At 41.8% G+C, this 20838-nt stretch carries 20 protein-coding genes; 5 read left to right on the top strand and 15 right to left on the bottom strand.

The window, feature by feature from the left end:
* Positions 1-15: 15 nt before the first annotated feature.
* The 5 genes from BGP78_RS09765 to proB all read right to left on the bottom strand — a co-directional run bounded on the left by BGP78_RS09765 (position 16) and on the right by proB (position 4987).
* Positions 16-708 (bottom strand): DUF3581 family protein, encoded by a 693-nt coding sequence (locus BGP78_RS09765; RefSeq protein ID WP_119861219.1) that lies wholly within the window; start codon positions 706-708, stop codon positions 16-18.
* Between the two features lie 143 nt (positions 709-851).
* A complete protein-coding gene (gltX, locus tag BGP78_RS09760; RefSeq protein WP_119861218.1) occupies positions 852-2336 on the bottom strand; it encodes a glutamate--tRNA ligase in 1485 nt (494 codons plus the stop codon).
* Between the two features lie 96 nt (positions 2337-2432).
* Positions 2433-2798 (bottom strand): glutaredoxin domain-containing protein, encoded by a 366-nt coding sequence (locus BGP78_RS09755; protein ID WP_119861217.1) that lies wholly within the window; start codon positions 2796-2798, stop codon positions 2433-2435.
* A gap of 40 nt (positions 2799-2838) precedes the next feature.
* The gene (locus BGP78_RS09750) at positions 2839-3813 is read right to left on the bottom strand and encodes a GGDEF domain-containing protein (protein WP_119861216.1); all 975 of its coding nucleotides are present in this window, start codon (positions 3811-3813) and stop codon (positions 2839-2841) included.
* Positions 3814-3871: 58 nt separating this feature from the next.
* Positions 3872-4987 carry a glutamate 5-kinase gene (gene proB, locus BGP78_RS09745; protein ID WP_119861274.1) on the bottom strand — a complete coding sequence of 372 codons (1116 nt, stop codon included), beginning with the start codon at positions 4985-4987 and terminating at the stop codon, positions 3872-3874.
* A 333-nt stretch (positions 4988-5320) separates the two neighbouring features.
* Here proB and BGP78_RS09740 point away from each other — a divergent pair, with 333 nt between their 5' ends.
* Positions 5321-5533, top strand: a complete 213-nt coding sequence (locus BGP78_RS09740) for a hypothetical protein (protein ID WP_119861215.1) — start codon at positions 5321-5323, stop codon at positions 5531-5533.
* 4 nt (positions 5534-5537) lie between these two features.
* Here the strand turns inward: BGP78_RS09740 and BGP78_RS09735 are convergent, their stop codons facing one another.
* The gene (locus BGP78_RS09735) at positions 5538-6038 is read right to left on the bottom strand and encodes a DUF1543 domain-containing protein (protein ID WP_119861214.1); all 501 of its coding nucleotides are present in this window, start codon (positions 6036-6038) and stop codon (positions 5538-5540) included.
* A 198-nt stretch (positions 6039-6236) separates the two neighbouring features.
* On the opposite strand from BGP78_RS09735, the gene BGP78_RS09730 reads away from it, so the two are divergent.
* On the top strand, positions 6237-7892 hold the full coding sequence (locus BGP78_RS09730) for an amidohydrolase (RefSeq protein ID WP_182912258.1): 1656 nt from the start codon (positions 6237-6239) through the stop codon (positions 7890-7892).
* A gap of 25 nt (positions 7893-7917) precedes the next feature.
* Here BGP78_RS09730 and BGP78_RS09725 read toward each other — a convergent pair whose 3' ends face one another.
* A complete protein-coding gene (locus BGP78_RS09725; RefSeq protein WP_119861213.1) occupies positions 7918-8130 on the bottom strand; it encodes a YgjV family protein in 213 nt (70 codons plus the stop codon).
* A gap of 247 nt (positions 8131-8377) precedes the next feature.
* Between BGP78_RS09725 and BGP78_RS09720 the strand changes: the two genes are divergently transcribed.
* The gene (locus tag BGP78_RS09720) at positions 8378-9034 is read left to right on the top strand and encodes a Crp/Fnr family transcriptional regulator (protein WP_119861212.1); all 657 of its coding nucleotides are present in this window, start codon (positions 8378-8380) and stop codon (positions 9032-9034) included.
* Positions 9035-9086: 52 nt separating this feature from the next.
* On the opposite strand, the gene BGP78_RS09715 is transcribed toward BGP78_RS09720, so the two are convergent.
* Positions 9087-9647 (bottom strand): phosphoribosyltransferase, encoded by a 561-nt coding sequence (locus BGP78_RS09715; RefSeq protein ID WP_119861211.1) that lies wholly within the window; start codon positions 9645-9647, stop codon positions 9087-9089.
* 300 nt (positions 9648-9947) lie between these two features.
* On the opposite strand from BGP78_RS09715, the gene BGP78_RS09710 reads away from it, so the two are divergent.
* Positions 9948-11168: a DUF418 domain-containing protein gene (locus tag BGP78_RS09710; protein WP_119861210.1), complete on the top strand. Its 1221-nt coding sequence runs from the start codon at positions 9948-9950 to the stop codon at positions 11166-11168.
* A 259-nt stretch (positions 11169-11427) separates the two neighbouring features.
* Here the strand turns inward: BGP78_RS09710 and parC are convergent, their stop codons facing one another.
* From parC to BGP78_RS09675, 7 genes are read right to left on the bottom strand one after another with little or no spacing between them, the layout of a single operon-like run.
* A complete protein-coding gene (parC, locus tag BGP78_RS09705; RefSeq protein WP_119861209.1) occupies positions 11428-13731 on the bottom strand; it encodes a DNA topoisomerase IV subunit A in 2304 nt (767 codons plus the stop codon).
* Positions 13732-13739: 8 nt separating this feature from the next.
* Positions 13740-14849, bottom strand: a complete 1110-nt coding sequence (locus BGP78_RS09700) for a sorbosone dehydrogenase family protein (protein ID WP_119861208.1) — start codon at positions 14847-14849, stop codon at positions 13740-13742.
* A gap of 9 nt (positions 14850-14858) precedes the next feature.
* On the bottom strand, positions 14859-16754 hold the full coding sequence (gene parE, locus BGP78_RS09695) for a DNA topoisomerase IV subunit B (RefSeq protein WP_119861207.1): 1896 nt from the start codon (positions 16752-16754) through the stop codon (positions 14859-14861).
* Between the two features lie 31 nt (positions 16755-16785).
* Positions 16786-17352, bottom strand: a complete 567-nt coding sequence (locus BGP78_RS09690; RefSeq protein WP_119861206.1) for a YqiA/YcfP family alpha/beta fold hydrolase — start codon at positions 17350-17352, stop codon at positions 16786-16788.
* Positions 17337-18110, bottom strand: coding sequence for a metallophosphoesterase (locus BGP78_RS09685; protein WP_119861205.1), 774 nt, complete (start codon positions 18108-18110; stop codon positions 17337-17339). The genes BGP78_RS09690 and BGP78_RS09685 overlap by 16 nt, the downstream gene beginning before the upstream one ends.
* Positions 18097-18552 carry a DUF1249 domain-containing protein gene (locus BGP78_RS09680; protein ID WP_119861204.1) on the bottom strand — a complete coding sequence of 152 codons (456 nt, stop codon included), beginning with the start codon at positions 18550-18552 and terminating at the stop codon, positions 18097-18099. Before BGP78_RS09680 ends, BGP78_RS09685 begins: the two co-directional genes overlap by 14 nt.
* A 21-nt stretch (positions 18553-18573) precedes the next feature.
* Entirely contained in the window at positions 18574-19185 is a 612-nt protein-coding gene (locus BGP78_RS09675; RefSeq protein WP_119861203.1) for an NUDIX domain-containing protein, read from the bottom strand.
* Positions 19186-19395: 210 nt separating this feature from the next.
* Here BGP78_RS09675 and tolC point away from each other — a divergent pair, with 210 nt between their 5' ends.
* The gene (gene tolC, locus BGP78_RS09670; RefSeq protein WP_119861202.1) at positions 19396-20742 is read left to right on the top strand and encodes an outer membrane channel protein TolC; all 1347 of its coding nucleotides are present in this window, start codon (positions 19396-19398) and stop codon (positions 20740-20742) included.
* Positions 20743-20838: the final 96 nt, after the last annotated feature.

The raw sequence follows: 20838 nt of genomic DNA, 5'->3' as shown, positions 1-20838 counted from the left end.
CACGGCAACGTGCGTTTATAGTGTGGCTTTTCTGTTGTTGTAATATGTAATTAAATCATCAACCATATCTTGGCAGTATTCACGAATACCTGACACCAACATATGCTTTTCACCCCGACCAACTTGCTGACCGTTACTTAATAACTTAAAGCGTAAAATAATTTTACCGCGTTTACCTTCGTAGCTAAATTCCGGTGTATCAGCAGCTAGCTCCACCTGAGAAATAGATTTATCATCTAAATGAATCGCCATTGATTCATAAATTACCATAGGACGTGCAGGGTTTATCATAACCCCTTGCTCTGCCATTAAAGGAATAATAACATGCGGAAATGCAGTGCCAGAAAACTCAACATAGTTCTTGGTCAAACTGTCAATTAACGTTGGGCATAAGTTCGCTTCGCCCTCTCGTTTTACCGACATCATCACTTTATCATTTGAGGTAATATCAAAGGCGTCACTGCCTTGCGGAAAGCTCAATAAAGACGATTCATCTACCATGCCAACAAATGAAAACTGCATATTTTCACTGACCCCATAACGGGCTAAAACCAAAGAAAAAAGTAAGTCGCCAGGAACACAAAACTTTTTAGCATCAACGTCATGCAATGGATTAAAATCATCTGCAACTTGCTTTGCAAATAAACTACCTTGTTCACGGGTGATCACCACGTGCTCGCCTTGCTCTTGGTAAAAACGACTTAACATATACTCTTTCTTTGATCAGTTATAAAACCGCGCCATGTTATCAGAATATTTACAATAAGAGGTCGAATCTGTTTAAATTTAAGCATAAAAAAAACCACCTAGATTTAAGGTGGCTTTTTAATTATAAAATTCAATCAGTTGAATTATGAAGCAGGGTAATCTCTATAGGCTTTTTCAAGCTTTTTAGCTTGTTTCTTCGATACGCCAATATGCCCTAGCGCAACACGTAAACGTGCTCTTGACAGATCTGAGCCTAAGATTTCCATTGCATCCAATACCGAAGTTGAAGATGCTTTACCTGTAACCGCCACAAAGATTGGCTCTAAGAAGTCTTTAATTTTTAATTCATGGAACGTAGACACTGATTTTGCAATCGCAAAAATTTCGCTTTTTTCCCAGCTACGTAAGCTTTCAAGTTCCCAAATAAAGAACTGTAACGCCTGACGAACAACCTCTTCATCCGCTTTACCCGCCGTTAGCAACGCAGGGTCATATTCAGGGATCCCCCCTACAAAGTGACCAGCCAAATCAACCAAGTCAGACAAGGTGTTAATACGCGCTTTCGCTTCAGGTAAAATTCGTGCTAGCGTTTCACCGTTAAACTTCCAATCCACAAAACGCTGAATAAGTTGTTCGTCAGTGAGGTTTTCACGGATCCAAAGGCCGTTTAACCAGCTTAACTTATCAACATCAAATACCGGGCCACCCAATGAAACTCGTTTCATGTCAAAATGTTCAATCATTTCTGCTAACGTGAATTTTTCACGCTCATCAGGCATAGACCAACCCATACGACCAAGATAATTAAGTACAGCCTCAGGTAAAAAACCCATCTCTTTGTAATAATTAATTGAAGTGGGGTTCTTACGCTTCGACAATTTAGACTTATCAGGGTTGCGTAACAATGGAAGGTGACCTAACACTGGCGCTTCCCAACCAAAGTCTTCGTATAATTTCAGCAACTTAGGGGCTGAGTTGATCCACTCTTCCCCGCGGAAAATATGACTGATCTGCATATGGTGATCATCAACCACATTCGCTAAGAAATACGTTGGGAATCCATCAGCTTTAAGTAGCACCTGCATGTCGACATTTTCCCACGGGATCTCTATTTCATCACGCAGATAGTCATTAAACTTAAAGGTGCCTTCGGCTGGGATCTTCATACGAATCACATAAGGCTTACCTTCGTCTAAGTTCGCTTTAATTTGCTCTTCAGTTAGCAGTAAACCACGTCCATCATATTTTGGACGCAACCCTTCAGCCATTTGCTCTTCACGCATTTGATCTAGCTCTTCAGAGGTCGCAAAACAATAAAAAGCTTTGCCTTGCTCAACCAGCTGGTGTGCATATTTTTTGTATATTTCGCTGCGCTCTGATTGGCGATATGGGCCAAACTCGCCACCAATATCCGGGCCATGATCCCACTCTAAACCTAACCAACGTAAGCTATCCATAATCGCTTGTTCTGATTCTGGGGTGCTGCGCACTTGGTCCGTATCTTCAATACGTAATACAAACTCACCACCTTGCTGCTTAGCAAAACAGTAATTAAAAAGCGCAATATAAGCGGTGCCTAAATGCGGATCACCCGTCGGCGACGGGGCTACACGAGTACGGATAGTCATGTGGATTCTCTTAAATATCAGACAATAAAATATGGGTTGGTATGCTAGCATACCAACCCATATTCTCAAATTTTCTCATTGCTCTGTGAGCAGTCTTTATGCGGCGTTATCAAGTTTTTGCAGATAACTGACAATGTCGCTCGATTCATACAACCAAGTAACTTTGTTGTTTTGCTCGATACGTAAACAAGGTACTTTTACTTTACCCCCTTGCTCCGCTAACTCTTGCCGATATTGATCATTTGCTTTTGCATCACGCGTTTCAATGTTTAACCCTTCACGCTTTATCGCACGACGCACCTTTACGCAAAAAGGGCAGGCTTTAAATTGATACAATTTAAACTGCGCAGTTTGCATATCAAGCATGTTTTGTTGCTCTGGTGAGCGCTTTTTACTGCTTGGAGTGAAGATAAAATCAAGTAATAAGATGATGCGTCCAAGTAACCAACGTACAAATTTCATATTTTTCCCCATATCTATAATGGGTATATCATATCACAAGCTAAAACAATTCAATATCGCTCTGATTGAGCTCTAACGGCTTAATATCTAAGTCATTAAAATATGTCATTTTATTACGTCCATGCTGCTTAGAGTAATATAAGGCTTGATCAGCCTGGTGCACAGCCTCTGAAGTTTGACCAATATCAATCAAGGTCACAAAGCCCCCACTCACGGTCACAGTACCGACCTGAGGAAAGCGCGTTGCCGCGATGAGCGATCGGATCCTATCAAGTCCTTCAAACGCGGTCTGCGCATTTTGGCTTGGAAAAAGCACAGCAAACTCTTCACCACCATAGCGAAATACGTAATCTTCAGCTCTAAAGTTATTTTTTAACAACTGCGCCACCAGCAAAATAACTTCATCACCAATCACATGCCCGTATGTATCGTTAACCAACTTAAAGTTATCTATATCTAACATCGCTAAGTACCAAGACCGCTCAGCATACCCTTGTCGCATTGCTGCGTGATTATCTCGGGCAACCACGCTCAACACTTTTTCTTCAAAGGTTTGACGGTTTAACAACTGAGAAAGTGGGTCAATACACGCGTAATGCAGCGTAGAAAGCTGCTTTACATACACATTTAACAAATGCGCGATGAGGTTTTCAAAAGGTTTAAGCGCATTATTTGTCGCTTTTACTACTAAAAAGCCCAGTAGGTTATTTTCAAACTTTGCCGGAAAGACACTCATTTTTTGATAATGGTGTACTTCAATACTGGGTTTGAGTTTTTTTAACTTAGCAAGATGCAGGTCGATAGTGTCGTCGGAGAGGGGCTCATCCAACGAGTTAAAAACGACCACAGGTGTATGTATCTGCGAAAAGTGCTTACTAAAAAAGAGCGCACACGCCTGCGTCTCGTGAGTTAGGGTACTCAGCACTCGATTAAAGCAGCTATCTAGTGCACACTCGCTTTTTTGATCAAGCAAGCGTGTTGTTAATTCATGACCACACGGTGTGACAGTATTCATCTCAAGCCTCAAAACACTCTTGAGCTTATAGCTTAGACCACCCTACGTAAATTACGCACTACAATACACATTCTAATAAAACCATATCATCTCTATGAAGTACCTCATAAGATGACTTACACCCTAACTCCGCTTCAATTTGAGAGCTATGCCACCCTTTAATCACGCGTAGCTCACTATCTGAAAAACCACATAAACCTTTCGCGATAATACGGCCGTTCTGATCCTTTACAGTCACTAGATCTCCCCTTTTAAATTGCCCTTGACTCGATATAACCCCTTTGGCTAACAAACTTGCGCCATTATTAATGAGCGCCTCACAGGCACCGGTATCAATGATCAAGGCACCGGTTGATTTTGGCGCAGAGAGTAACCATTTTTTGCGCCCCTCTACAGGCGCACTAAAACGCAAGAAAGTGGTATTCGGTGCGTCATTATTTATCACTTGAGTAATAACATCACATTCACTTCCTTTCGCGATAATCGTTTCGACTCCCGCTCTTTGAGCTATATCTGCGGCTTGCAGCTTCGTTGCCATCCCCCCCGTACCTAGACTACTACCACTGCCTCCAGCCAAAGCGCGCAATTCATCATCCACCTTATGTACCTCAGAAATCAATTGTGCGTCAGGGCAATTTCGAGGGTCGGCTGTAAAAAGTCCAGATTGATCAGTTAACAAGATCAACTTATTTGCATTAGCGAGTATTGCCACCATCGCAGATAAGTTATCGTTATCGCCCACAGTGATTTCAGCGGTCGACACAGCATCGTTTTCATTAATAATAGGCACTACATCGTGATGTAGTAATTCCGTTAGTGTATCTCTAGCTGTTAAATATCGATCTCGATGTTCAACATCTGCGCGTGTAAGCAGCATTTGCGCTACGGAAATATCATATAAGGAAAACAACGTTTGCCACATATGAATAAGCTGCCCCTGTCCAATTGCGGCAAGCATCTGTTTTTCTTTTAATGTTGAACCGCATTGCTTAGTTAATTGCGAGCGACCTGCGGCAACAGCCCCACTTGAAACTAACACGAGTTGATACCCTGCATTTTTTAACTGTACGCACTGCCGCACCAATTCAACCATACGAGGTTTGTTTAATGTTTTTTTCCCAGCGGTTAATACACTGGTACCAAATTTAATTACAACTATGTTTTTATTCATCATACCTCCGCCCATCCTGCATCATCATTTATAACAAAGTAGATATTTCGTACAAGTAAATTTTGTTCAAGTGTTCCAAAAAACAATAGGCACCTAAATTAAAACAAGCGTTTATAGAAGGATCTTCGAGTTGTAAGGGCTGCATGGTTATTTTTAGACAGTGATGGCATCTTTACGCGTGCGAGATCTGTGCTTCTATCCACGATATGGTTTTGTTATAGCTCTCAACTAAACATTGTATGTCAAATCTTACGTTTAAATGGTTGATCAAATGATCCGTATCAAACGTGAACATGATAATATGCGCCATAGTGCGAATCAAACAGGAGATTGGCTATGAAAACACACTCAAAACGCAAAGAATTGATCATGTTGCCATTATTACTAGTGGCGATTTTGCTCTGTATAGGCGGGCACTTTATTCTTCAACCTAGCTTTCAGGAAAGTAACATTGCTGAATACAGTTTAGCTGCGCTGCCTTTTTTATTGTTCGCCATTGTCATTATTGCGATTAGAATGGCAATAAAAGCAGAGCAACAGGAAGATTAATACTTTATAAAATATGGTAACCATACCAATCAGGTATTAAGGGCTTATGTAGCCCACTCGGCGTCAGTTTTATAAAATATTGCTCATCTAATAAATCTATTGCAAAACAATCATCTACATCGTGTAGGTTATCTTTATGTAGGTGGCTCATACCTTTTAACAGCTGAGCTTTGGCTTGACACTTCGCCTCATCAGCACTTTTAGCAATAAACAGTGCAAACTCATGTTGCTCCGCAAGATGTGTTGACTGATACCCTCCCATGTTCACAAAATACAGTTTCTCAGCTTGTTCAATAGGCTCTGTGACTAAACTTACTTCATAACCATGAATATGTGTTATTGCGGTATAGCTGTCCATGTGAACCGCATTTTTCTCTCCAACCCACTGAGCTTTAAGTTTTGGGTAGCACTGTTCAATGCTGTCACCAATCACAAACCGTACATCATGCATTTCAATATGACACCCAGCAACTCGGCCCCCAAGATAGACCATAAATAATTGCATACTACCCTCCTATCTCAATAAAGTAGAACAGTATCATAGTTATGTAGTTAAGGTAGTCCCTTCCTAACCCACAGATACGACACTAAAACAGACCTCCTTTTAATGATAAAAGGAGTAAAGGGCACTATTTGAGTGAAAAGAAAAACTAAGATAAGGTGCTAACAGCATAACTAAACATAATGACAACAAGGCAGGGAAATGAAGATAAAACACCTCGTAAGCTTTGTGATATTTACACTAATGTCTGTCGTGCAAGTGCAAGCAAAAACGACGCTCATTCATAATATCAAAGGGTATACACCGACCAATAACCTAGGTTTAAAAACATTCAGCGTTTTGGTTTTTCGTGAAGGCAAAGTCGTTAAAATAGGCAATGATGAGACGCTCAAGCAGTTCCCCCAGGCAATACGTATAGATGGAAAAGGCAAAACCCTGTTACCGGGGTTAATTGATGCACATGGTCACGTTATCGGACTTGGTAACAATTTGCTACGCCTTGACCTCCGAGGAAGCCGCTCAATTGAAGAGGTAGGCAAAAAACTCAAAGCTTATGCGCAAAAAAACCCAACTGGATGGCTTGTAGGTCGTGGTTGGGACCAAACACTTTGGCCTAATGGTAAATTTCCGAATGCTAAACACTTAGATAAATTCATATCAGACAGGCCCGTTGTGCTCACCCGCGTGGATGGCCACGCAATTTGGGTCAACACACAAGCTATGCAACTGGCTAAAATAAATGCACAAACAACCTCACCCAGTGGGGGGGAAATACTACGTTCATACAACGGGGTACCAACAGGAGTGCTTATTGATAAAGCGGAATCTCTCATCAATAAGCACATTCCAGAGACTAACCGTGCACAAAAAGAACGCGCGCTCAAAAGCGCCGGTGAACACTTACTCAGCCTTGGGATCACTTCAACACATGACGCGGGAATAGATCACGATACATGGCAGCTATATCAACAACATGCCAAGCGCCAAATATTGCCACTGCGCATTTACGCTATGCTCGGAGCCAATGACGACAAACTAGAAGCAATGCTTGAACATGGCATCATAAAAGACACTCAGGACTTTTTATCTATTCGCAGCGTTAAAATATATGCAGATGGTGCCCTAGGGAGCCGTGGTGCAGCACTACTAGAAGACTATCACGATAGAAAAGGACACCAAGGGTTAATGCTCGAAACACAACCGCACCTTGAATCATTACTCGTCCTGAGTTTTAAACATGGGTTCAGTGCCCATACCCATGCAATAGGAGATAAGGCCAATCGCATTGTGCTTGATGCATATGAAAATACTTTTAAAACTGTCGGTGGTAAATTATTAAGAAATCGTATTGAACATGCGCAGATCATTCACCCAGAGGATATTCCTCGTTTTAAGTCTCTGGCCATAATCCCATCAATGCAACCCGTTCATGCAACATCTGATATGACAATGGCCCAACAGCGCCTAGACGATACACAACTGCAAGGCGCTTACGCTTGGCAGGCATTTTTAAAACAAGGCAGTAAACTCGCATTTGGCTCCGATTACCCTGTTGAGTTGGCAAATCCATTTCATGGCTTGTACGCGGCAACCACGCGAATGTCTAGAGACGAAAAACCCAAAGGGGGTTGGCGCTCTGCTGAAAAGCTAGACCGTACACAAGCATTACGTGCCTTTACACTCGATGCGGCATACAGTGAATTTAGAGAATACAAAACGGGGAGTTTAGAGCAAGGAAAGTGGGCAGACTTTATCTTAATCGATCGAGATTATTTTACGGTGCCCCATACTGAACTAGACGATATTAAAGTTGAGCAGACTTGGATAGCAGGTGTTCTTAAGTACCAAAAGCCCTAATTTAATTAAAGCTGTACCGATGTCGCTATGCACGGTGCAGCTTCACTAAATGGTAACTGTTAACCAAAGCCAGTAAACCGTTGGTCAGTGCGACAGGCCAAGCTTCAATCATCACGCCATATACAGCAAAACATATACATCCGGTTAAATTAAACCAGCGTAATTTAACGACATTGCTCATCATTAGTGAAATAACTAAAAAAACTGAGGCAATATAGCCTAAATATTCCCAAGTCATTTGTTCTCTCCCAGTAGTTGAGTTAGCATAGTCAGCTGTAAAAAATTATTGTCGGTGTGAATAAGCCTAGAATAAAAAAACTAACTCACAAACCCCTTATAGAATTAGGACTAAGTAAGCTCTAACACGGGAACGGGGGCGTTTGCACTTTAGCAAACCGCAGGTGTGAGTTAGCGAGAAATCAAGGACTTCATGCTATCGTTATTTATCATTAATAAATAGGACAATTGTCCGAAGAGCCATCTAGATGTTTCAATATCACTTTTCAACCGATCTTGTAGAACAATTGCTAAAGTTCGCAGGCAATGGATTTGTACACCGCAAAAAAGATGTATTAATCCATCAAGATGAGCCTTTAACTAAGCTGATTTTAGTACGCAGCGGCACGGTATCATTTAGCTATGATGTGGGGAATGGTCGCCGTTTGTTACTCGGACAGCTTGACTGCAATAATACCCTAATAGGTGAAATAGAAGCCCTAAACCAACACCCATGCATTTACACGGTTACTTGTCTCAGTGAAGTTAAATATAACTTGATTGAGCTTAAACACTGGCGTCAATTACTGCTAGATCAACCGCAGCTAAGCTTGTATACCGCACAATCTATTGCGGCTAAGTTTACCGAAAATCAAAAAATAAACTTAAATAAGCTGCTTTTACCACTGAGTTACAATATTGCAAATGACTGTTTATTACGTGCTGAAAATAATCACCCAACTATGCTCAGAGCATATCCCACAGTCAACGCAGAAGCAGAGCGCTTTGCTACAACTGAGCGCGCTTACCGCCGCGTAGTCTCTGAATTAGTAGAAAAAGGCTTAATAGTTAGAAGTAGTGATGGCTTAAAGCCAGTGGATATGGACTTACTCGAAGAGTTTGTAGAAAGCTTTTCGCAAATTTAGTCTTTGTCATATGATGCACAAAAGCCCCTTCTGTGCATCATATAATAGACCTCTACTTAAATAAGTCCTGTATCTTTGTTAAGTCAGACTTACCTGCAATAATTTCATCTGGCGTTAACCCTGATAGCTCATGTGGGAATACAAGCCACTCATCAGATTCATGAATGTAATAATCAGGCTTCATCGGTACTTTTGTATTTTTTGGCTTGTAGTATGGACACGCAACTCGAATATCCCGAGGTAAGTTCAAACGCATCAATTCGCTTAGCTTTTCTTTTAACGCAAAAATACTGCGACCAGAATCAAAAACATCATCAACAATTAATAATGAGTCATCCGCATCGGCATTTTCAATAATGTAATGTAGCCCATGGACTTTAATTTCTTTTGACTGCTTACCAATACCATAATAAGACGATGTGCGCACCGCAATATGATCAGTCTCAATCCCTTTATAATCATAGTATTCTTGCACAGCGATACCAATTGGAGCCCCCCCTCGCCAAATACCGATGATGAAGTCTGGACGGAACCCATCTTCATACACTTGTGCTGCAACACGAAATGAATCTTCTAATAATTGTTGTGCGGTGATATAGCACTTATCTGACATACAAAACCCCGTGGAACTATGCGAAAAATCGCCAATTAAGATAAGCTAGTTGTGTCACTTTGTCGCGATTGCATTGCGTCAAAGCCAAACTGGCATAAGTTATAACCGGTAATTTTAGCGCAGATAAATAAAAAATGCTTTAGCTTCTTATAATCAACTGAAGTAGTTCAATAAACGGTAAATAAAAGCATGTAATTTTGGGGTTACGTTTCGTCTTCTTCTTACTCTCCCTGTATTTTTATTAGGCACACACTGCGTATACTCTTTAATCCGATACACCATAAAGGAACTATCATCACAATGTCACAAAGCTCATCAACTCCTTTAGAGCCACAGAAAAGGCTTACTAATTTAGACGTGATACGAGGTGTTGCACTGCTGGGAATTCTATTGATGAATATTCAAGCATTCTCACTTCATTTTGCCGCTTATTCAAACCCCTTGGCGCTCGGTCCAATCAACGACACTGATTATTTAATTTACTATTTCAATCATATCTTTGCCGACCAGAAGTTCATGACACTATTTGCCACATTGTTTGGTGTAGGTGTTGTTTTAATGACTGACAAGCTAGATTCTAAAGGCGCTGCAACCCGAAAAATACACTTCAAAAGAATGATAATACTCATGTTTATTGGCCTATTACACGCCTATTTCTTGTGGTTCGGCGATATACTATTTACCTATGCAATTGCAGGGTTCATCGTCTACTCAATGCGTAGAAAGTCAGTAAAGTTTTTAATCATCACAGGAGTTACCTTACTAAGCCTAACTTCACTCACCCTTTATGGTATTGCCCTTGCTTTACCCCATATATTAATCGAAGACCCACAAGCAATCACTGACATGACCACATACTGGGCACCTTCACAGGCGCAAATAGCAGACGATATAGCTGCTAATCAAATGGGCTGGGTAGCAGCGATAGAGCATAGAGTTGCCATGGCAGCTTATATGCAGAGTAACATCCTCTTTTATCTACCCCGAGTCATTGCCCTGATGTGTATTGGTATGGCTCTTTATAAATTAAACCTATTTGGCAATGCGCTAAGCAATAAGCGATTGGCACGATATTGCATGGTATCGCTGAGCATTGGTATTACACTAAGTATTGTTGGCATCATGCAAAACAATGCATCAGGCTGGCCATTGGAAGCCATGCTTTCAGGCCAACTATATAATTACTGGGGTAGCATATTTTCTGCTTTCGCCTACCTCTGTGCACTTATTATGTTTTGCCGTAGTACTATGTTGATAAAACTCAAGCAACTGCTTGCCAACATTGGAAAAATGGCACTGACTAATTACTTAACACAGTCGCTTATTTGCTGTTTTGTATTTTCAGGGTGGGGGCTCGGCTTATATGGCACCATGACTCGCAGTGAACTTGTCGTGGTTGTCATTGCTGTATGGGTGTGCCAAATCGGCTTTTCCGCGTTATGGATGAGCAATTTTAAATTCGGGCCCGTTGAGTGGTTATGGCGATGTCTTACTTACTCTCAATGGCAATCTATCAAGTAACTAACCTCAGGTTTGGATAAGGGTTTTGGAATAGAAAATGTTTTGAAAACAAACTTAACTACAATCCAATGATGATATTTCGCTCAATATCAAGGCGCTTTTATGCAGTAATAGCGGGCTATTACAAATGAAAGCAACGCCAAGAGTGAGAAAAAGAGCTTTATTGGGCAAATTCGCTTATCCAGAGCTGAAGTTAACTATCACATCATAAAAAAGGCTCACATATGTGAGCCTTTAAAATCGGTTTATTCCGTGTTATTTACTCAGCGCTCAATTCTGCTCCATCAGCACTATTATCTGTATTTCCTGAGCTTACTTCGATTTCAAATTCGTCAACGCGCTGCAAACCTCTAGGTAACTTATTACCACGTCGACCTCGTTCGCCATAATAATGCTCTAAGTCACTGGGTTTTAATGTTAACTTTCGTTTACCTGCATGTAGTGTGACCGCTGAGCCCGCAGGAACACATGCCAACACTTTCACAAACTCTTCTCGAGCTTGTACCTTGGCACTTGGGATAGAAATGATTTTATTCCCTTTGCCCTTGGCAAGCTTAGGTAAATCACGCAAAGGAAACAACAACATGCGCCCTTCGTTTGAAATCGCCATACACATGTCGGTTGCGACATCATGTACTTCTATTGGCGCAATAAGCTCAGCCCCTTTAGGGACACTCACCAGAGCTTTACCATTTTTATTTTTGCTGATCAGATCAGTAAACTCGGTAATAAAGCCATATCCGCCATCGGTGGCCATCAGCAGCAAGGTGTTATCTTCCCCCATCAGAACGTGGTCAAAATTACACCCAGGAGCCAGATTAAAGCGCCCTGTCATCGGCTCACCTTGGCTACGCGCTGAAGGTAAACTATGGGCATCGGTCGCAAAAGCGCGTCCGGATGTATCAAGAAAAACGGCAGGCTGATTGCTTTTTCCTTTTGCCGCGCCTTTATAGCTATCTCCAGAGCGATAATTCAGACCCTGTGCGTCAATATCATGCCCTTTAGCAACGCGTGCCCAGCCTTTTTCTGACAGCACAACCGTTACAGCCTCTGACGGGATCAAATCTTTTTCACTTAAGGCTTTCGACTCACCTCGTTCAACCACAGGTGAGCGGCGATCATCGCCATATAATTCCGCCGCTTCTTGGATTTCTTTTTTCATCAGCGTCGACATACGACGCTCCGACCCTAGCGTCAATTCTAATTTATCGCGCTCTAAGCTAAGTTCATCTTGCTCACCACGAATTTTTACTTCCTCTAGCTTTGCTAAGTGACGTAGTTTTAGATCTAAAATCGCTTCAGCTTGACGGTCTGATAGCGCAAAGCGCGACATCAACTCAGTCTTCGGCTTTTCTTCCGTACGTATTATCTCGATTACTTCGTCAATATTTAAAAAGGCGGTCATTAAACCTTCTAAAATATGCAAACGCGCTAACACTTTATCAAGCCTATGCTGCAAGCGGCGTCGCACCGTATCACGACGGAAAACCAACCATTCTGATAAAATTTGTAAAATGTCTTTTACTTGTGGACGGCCATCAAGTCCAATCATGTTTAAATTAACACGATAACTTTTTTCTAAGTCGGTGGTCGCAAATAAGTGCGCCATTAAAGGCTCAAATTTAATGCGGTTTGAACGTGGCACAATCACAATACGGGTTGGGTTTTCATGATCAGACTCATCACGTAAGTCGGCGACCATGGGCAGTTTTTTCGCAGTCATTTGAGCAGCGATCTGCTCTAAGACTTTACCGCCTGAACACTGATGAGGTAATGCCGTGATAACGATTTCACCTTGCTCTTCAGTATATACAGCGCGCATTTTAATCGAGCCACGGCCCGTAGTATAAATCTTTTTAATGTCTGCTTTTGGGGTAATAATTTCAGCATCAGTTGGATAATCTGGTGCTTTAACAATATCCAGTAGTTCATCTAATGAGGTTTTTGGTTTATCTAGCAATAAACAGCTTGCGGCAGCCAATTCTCTCACATTATGTGGTGGAATATCAGTGGCCATACCAACAGCAATACCTGTTACACCATTTAATAAAATATGCGGTAAACGTGCTGGTAATACCTTTGGCTCATCCATCGTACCATCGAAGTTAGGTGTCCAATCAACAGTACCTTGCCCTAGCTCTTTTAATAATACTTCTGCAAATTTAGATAGCTTTGCTTCAGTGTAACGCATTGCAGCAAACGATTTAGGATCATCCGCAGCCCCCCAGTTACCTTGCCCATCCACCAGCGGATAACGATATGAAAATGGCTGCGCCATTAATACCATGGCTTCATAACATGCACTATCACCATGTGGGTGGTATTTACCTAATACATCACCTACGGTACGCGCAGACTTTTTATACTTTGCTGATGCAGAAAGCCCAAGCTCGCTCATCGCATAAATAATACGCCTTTGAACTGGCTTTAAACCATCGCCTATGTGCGGTAAAGCTCGGTCCATGATCACATACATGGAGTAATTAAGGTAGGCGTCTTCGGTAAAACGCCCCATAGTCTGTTGTTCAATGCCTTGTAATGACAAAGCTTGAGGATCAGTCATGTAACACCCTATTTATTGTTATAGCGAATACGATAAACCGCGTTCGCATAGTCATCCGAAACTAACAAAGAACCATCCGCCAATTCAGCGAACGCAACCGGACGACCTAAGGTTTGCTCTTTTGATAAAAAACCACTCACAAATGGTTCATAGGCGGTGACTTCACCCCCTTTAATTGTCGCCATCATTACGCGATAGCCCACTTTCTTACTGCGATTCCACGATCCATGCTCAGCAACAAACAATTTATTATGCATCACTTTTGGAAAGTGAGTGCCTCGATAAAAATGTAAACCCAGAGGGGCAACATGGGCTTGAAGCGCAAGTTTAGGCGCACTAAAGTGCTGAAAATCGACCAGGGTTTTATTTTTTGCAAATTCAGGGTCAAGCACACTGCCACCATGAACAAATGGAAAACCAAAGTGTTGTTGTGGTGTATCCACTCGATTTAACTCATCCGGCGGAATGTCGTCCCCCATCATGTCACGACCATTATCGCTAAACCACAGCTTGCCAGTTTTCGGGTTGGTATCAAATCCTACAGAATTTCTCACGCCTTGTGCAATAGTTGTCAGCTTTTTGGTTTCCAGATCCAATGAAAATATGCGGCCAAATTTAGGGTCTTCTGCACATACATTACATGCCACGCCAACCGGAATAAGCAATTCACCATTATCCGCAAAGCGAATAAACTTCCAACCATGATGACGTTTACTAGGTAGTTCATCAAAAACCACCTCGTAATTAAACTGCTTTGTTGCCCCATTTAACTGCTTATCTACATTCGCAAAGCGGATCACCCGATTGACTTCAGCAACAAATAAATCATCACCTTTCATGGCTAAGCCCGAAGGCATATTGAGCCCCTGAGCCAACACTATTTTTCGATCAGCTTTACCATCTTTATCGCTATCAATTAAAGCATGCACCTTACCTGCTTTGCGTGATCCCACATAGACTACGCCAGTAGGTGACACAGCCATCTGCCTGGCATTATCCACATGTTTTGCGAAGTAGCTAATTTCGTACCCTTCAGGCAACGACAACTGTTGCAATAACGATTGTGCATAAGTAATTGGGACTAAGAAGCATGCTAACAGCATCAATAAATATTTCATCGCCACTTCCTATGCACCAAATTCAGCTTTATCACCATGGTTTTCCAACCAAACTTTACGATCTCCTGAACGCTTTTTCGCAAGCAACATATCCATCATTTCCATGGTTTGCTCTTGCTCATCAAGCGTTAGCTGGACCAATCGACGCGTATTCGGATCCATGGTTGTTTCTCTAAGCTGAAGCGGGTTCATCTCACCTAGCCCTTTGAATCGTTGCACATTAACTTTTCCGCGTTTCTTCTCGGCTTCTATCCGTGCCAACACCCCTTTTTTCTCATCTTCATCTAGGGCGTAATAGACATCTTTACCAACATCAATCCTAAATAATGGTGGCATGGCCACATAAACATGCCCTTTATTCACAAGCGTTGGGAAATGGCGAACAAACAAAGCACATAACAATGTCGCAATATGCAATCCATCCGAGTCAGCATCTGCCAAAATACAGATTTTGCCATACCTTAAACCCGATAAATCGTCTGAATCCGGATCGATACCTAACGCAACTGATATATCATGTACTTCTTGCGATGCTAATATTTGCCCCGACTCAACTTCCCATGTATTTAATATTTTTCCGCGTAGTGGCATTATGGCTTGAAACTCTCGGTCTCGGGCTTGTTTTGCAGATCCGCCCGCAGAATCACCTTCCACTAAAAACAGTTCTGAACGCTCGGTTTCTGTACCGGAACAATCGGTTAACTTACCCGGTAATGCAGGACCCGAGGTGACTTTTTTACGCACAACCTTTTTAGCTGCCCGCATACGCTTTTGCGCATTACTAATGCACAGTTCAGCTAACAGTTCAGCTGTATCTGTATGCTCATTGAGCCATAGACTGAATGCATCTTTTACAATACCTGAAACAAACGTGGCGCAAGAACGTGAGGACAGCTTTTCTTTCGTTTGCCCGGCAAACTGCGGGTCTTGCATTTTAGCTGACAAAACATAGCTACACTTATCCCAAATATCATCCGGCGTTAATTTAATGCCCCTTGGTAACAAGTTACGAAACTCACAAAATTCGCGCATAGCTTCTAGCAAACCTTGACGTAACCCATTTACATGGGTGCCGCCTTGTGCGGTCGGGATCAAGTTAACATAGCTTTCTGTTATAGACTCCCCCCCTTCAGGTAACCAGTGAAGTGCCCATTCAACCCCTTCTGTCGAACCACTAAAGCTGCCTGTAAATGGGCTTTTTGGTAGTACCTCAAACCCGCTTGCACTGTCTTTTAGATAGTCTTCAAGACCTGCTTCATAATGCCACTCTTGCGTTTCTTTGCTTTGTTTATTTATGAGGCGAATTTTTAAACCAGGGCATAAAACAGCTTTGGCTTTAAGAATGTGACACAACTTGGATAAGGAAAAATTAGCAGAGTCGAAGTAACTCGCATCAGGCCAAAAGTGTACAGATGTGCCGGTATTTCTTTTACCCACGGTGCCGGTCACTTCAAGATCTTGAACTTTATCACCACTTTCAAATGCCATTTCATGCACTTGACCATCTCGTTTAACACTGATTTCAACGCGCGTTGATAAAGCATTTACTACCGAGATACCAACACCATGCAAACCACCAGAAAACTGATAGTTTTTGTTAGAAAATTTACCACCTGCATGCAGTTTCGTGAGGATCAGCTCAACACCAGGGAGACCTTCTTCAGGGTGAATATCAACAGGCATACCTCGGCCATCATCACACACTTCCAAAGAATTATCTTCATGCAAGATAACATCAATCTTAGTAGCATGACCGGCTAATGCTTCATCTACACTATTGTCTATAACCTCTTGACCTAAATGATTAGGACGCGTGGTGTCGGTATACATGCCCGGTCGACGTTTGACAGGCTCTAAACCATTTAAAACCTCAATCGCTTCTGCGTTATAGTTTTGTTCGCTCATAAATGGATTCTTTTATTAAATTCGTTCAGTTTTACGTGATATCTAAAAAATTGACTATGGTGTCAAAATAGCGCTGAAAAGCCACAAAACTGTGATCTCCAGCAAACTCAATACGCTGCTCACACGCGACAAAATAGTGCACTGCTTGCTGATAGGGTAACACTTCATCCCCCATTTGCTGTAATAACATTATCAAACGGGGTTGAACTAACCTTGGGTAATACAATTGCTCTAGTGCATCTACATGCGCTAACGTTAATTCATAATGTATCTTTTGATAGGGATTATACTGTGCTCCTAAATAATCCGCTAATAAATCAAATGGTTTCACAGCAGGATTAATGACAACTGCTTTTAAACCGTACAATTGAGATAAATAAGTAGCGTAATAGCCACCTAATGAGCTACCTACCAGTACGGTGTCCTCCTCAATCAACGTAACTAACTGTGTTATGGCAATACGCGGGTCAAAGCTCAATCTCGGGGTTAGGTATTCACAATCGACTGGCTGCTTTGCTAGCCACTTTCCAAATTGCTGCGCTTTAAATGACTTCTCTGAGCTATTGAAGCCATGAATATAAATTACCCGTCGAGCCATATTACCTCTGAATCGTACACCTGTGCACCTAGGTTGATTATCCGCACTGCAGGGCCCAAATTCTGTTGCTGCCACTGTTCGGTACATTTGCTAAATTGTATTGAGGTTGCAGGCGTGGCCACAATGCTCATCGCGCGGTAGCCATAATGGTACTCATTGTGCACATGGCCATGTATCAAACCCGCAACTTTCCCACTGTTAACCAAACAGTTGAGTAACTCTGGGCCATTTTCTAATATGTGCTTATCTAAATAACCATTAATGGGTAACGGGTGATGGTGACAAAAAACCAAAACCTGTTCGGAGCTCTGTAACAATACTTGCTGTAATTCAGACAAGTGCTCTTTCTCGCACCACCCAGCAGGGGTATGACCTTTCGAGTTAACCAGTAACACGTCGGCCCCTTCAAGCTGTATATGCTTAGCTCCAAGGATTTGACCTTCGGTGATTTCTTCAAGCGTTTGCAATTCATCATGGTTTCCTGGCAACCAAAAAACAGGTGCTTTTAATGGCGACTCTGTAATGAGTTTAGCAAATAATTGATATGAAGCCGTCGTGTGATCTTGCGTTAAGTCGCCGCCAAAAATAATTGCATCAAGTTCAAGGGTGGCTAAATAATTTAGTGTGCGTTGAAAGTTTTCCGCAGTATTCACTGAGAAGTACTTGCCGGTATCATCTTCGAACAAATGACAATCTGTGATGTGGGCAATTTTTATTGCTGATTTATCAAATCGGTATTTATTTTCAAACCATGCCATTGTTAACATCCCAGTTTAATGGCACTCGACCACTTTCAAGGCAGGCCATGAGCCAATCACCCAGAAACGCATTTAGCTGATACTTTTCATCTTTTTGATGCATATGAGGGTTTGGGTAGCCATACGATGGCTTGATACGCTGATGAAAATCATGATGGATGACTTCGGCAACTTTGGCATCATGATACAAACGAACAGATAAATGTACTTGCGGTAAAAACACGCTGATACTGGATATTTGTTTAATCGAAATATCTGTGGTGTATTTCGCACAGCTGTCTATTTCAATGACATACTGTGCGTCAGCCAATGTTACCCTGCGCTGCTGCCCGACTTCTTCTAAAGGAAGCATCTTTAAAACCCGCAAGTAATTGCGCTCGCATAGCGTAATATATTTGGGTAAGGATTGAATGTACCCGTGCTGTGTTACTACTTCACTCAAAGTTAAACCTCAACTTTTACCTCATGGAGCTAAGACCTTGGCCTTATTTATTGCTAACCATTGTAGACTAATCACTGTTGCAGCGTTATCAATTTCACCACTATTTAGCCTCGTGATGGCCTCATCATACGTAAGCACATGCGTTTTGATATCTTCCCCCTCACTTTCTAATCCGTATACACCACCCGCCTCAGATAAGTCAGTTTCAGCCAAGTATAAATACAGGCGCTCTGTTGTGCCGCCAGGGCTAGATAAATAAGACATCATAAAGTGTAATTTATCTAAATGAAGCCCTGCTTCTTCGTGAGCTTCTTTACGTACGACGTGCTCATAATCAGTAGACCCTTCCGCCATACCTGCAATGCACTCAAGAAGCCATGGTGACGACTTAGTTGCCATCGCGCCAATACGGATTTGCTCAATCAACAACACTGAATCAGTATTTGGATCATAAGGAAGTACAGCCACAGCATGACCTCGCTCTAATATTTCACGGCGTATCGTTTGTGATACCCCACCGGCAAACAACGCATGCTTAAAGTGATATGCCTGAATCTTGAAAAAGCCTTGGTAGACACTTTCGACTGATTCAACCTCCACATCATGATTACTAAACTCATTTAATGAAGCCATTTATTTTCCTATTTTATTTAAACTGAGGGTTTAAAAAGTATGCACTTGACCCAATATTAAACGCTATCAAATAAGACTGAGCAAACCCATTGAAGTCTTATATATTCTGTTACACTTGTTGGCTTTGATTTACGTATTTATTTTTTCGTTTCTAAAAAAAACAGGGTAACATGCAGTTAGCATAAAAATTGTCTAAGGACTGAACGAAAAATGAAAAAAAGCTTATTATCACTTTTTGTTGGTTTATCTTGCGCATTAACCAGCAGCCTAACGTACGCAGAAGATTTACTTCAAGTATACGATATTGCCACAGCCAATGACCCTGTTGTACTCAAAGCAAAAGCACAAGCTGATGCGCAAAAGTTTGCTCAAGATAGCGCGCTTGGAGCCTTATTGCCACAACTTGGATTTAATGCTGGGTACACTCAAGTAGACTCTGATGGTTTTTCACCGCTTCAAGATGATACCAGTGGATATTCAATCAGTAGTAGTTTCCAAGACACATTTAGCCGAAGTTTGTCGCTCAGTCAGACTATTTTTGACATGTCAGTTTGGGAAGCTCTAAGCATCGCAGAAAAACGTGCTATTCAAGCAAGTACACAATATGAGCTAGCTCAACAAGAGCTCGTCGTACGTATTGCACAAGGTTATTTTGACGTACTGAGTGCACTTGATAACTTGGAGTTTGTACAAGCTGAGAAACGTGCTATCGAACGCCAGTTAGAACAAACCAAACAGCGTTATGAAGTGGGTCTAACGGCCATTACTGATGTACATGAAGCACAGGCTCGGTTCGACCGAGCTGTCGCAAATGAGATTGTAGCAACCAATGATGTTGAAACGGCACGCGAAGCGCTGCGTACAATTACTGGTAAATACCACAATAAACTTGATTCGCTGAATACTGAAACGTTCTCAACAGTATCTCCTAGTCGAAAAGCAACTGACTTTGTAGAAATCGCAAAAGATAAGAATTTATCGCTCGCGATTTCAAAAGCCAATTTGGATATTGCAGACGATCAAATTAAACAAGCTCAAGCTGGTCACTACCCCACACTGAGTTTAAATGCCAGTTACGGAGATTCACTAACTGACTCTAACGGAAAACTTCACAAACCTCGTGAGGATCAAACATCGGTTGGCATAACGTTTAATGTACCAATTTATTCAGGTGGCCGCACTTTAGCTGCGACAGAACAAGCCCGTGCATTGTATGTAGGTGCGAGTGAAGATTTAGAAGCGAGTATGCGTGAAGTAACTCGTTCAGTGATCACCTCATATAACCAAGTAATGTCAAACGTTGCAACTTATAGAGCATTAGAGCAAGCAGTTATTTCAGCTGAAAGTGCTTTACAAGCAACCGAAGCTGGCTTTGAAGTGGGTACTCGTACCATTGTTGACGTATTAATTAGTACACAGAACCTCTATGATGCAAAACGTAACGTTGCGAATTTACGTTACCAATATGTCCTTTCCTCACTACGACTGAAGCAAGCTGCTGGTACGCTGTCTCGTAATGACTTAGAAGCCATTAATAAAGGGCTGACTCAGGGCTAATTTATTACAATTAGCAATCCATAAGTAGTATATTTATAGAGCCGGCTTAGCCGGCTTTTGTATTTTTTGGCACATATAGATAAACTACTCCCATAT

It is taken from the genome of Pseudoalteromonas sp. MSK9-3 (assembly GCF_003590335.1).
Classification (GTDB): domain Bacteria; phylum Pseudomonadota; class Gammaproteobacteria; order Enterobacterales; family Alteromonadaceae; genus Pseudoalteromonas.
Note: the sequence above shows the minus strand (reverse complement) of the source record. Positions and strands in the feature narration are given on the sequence as shown.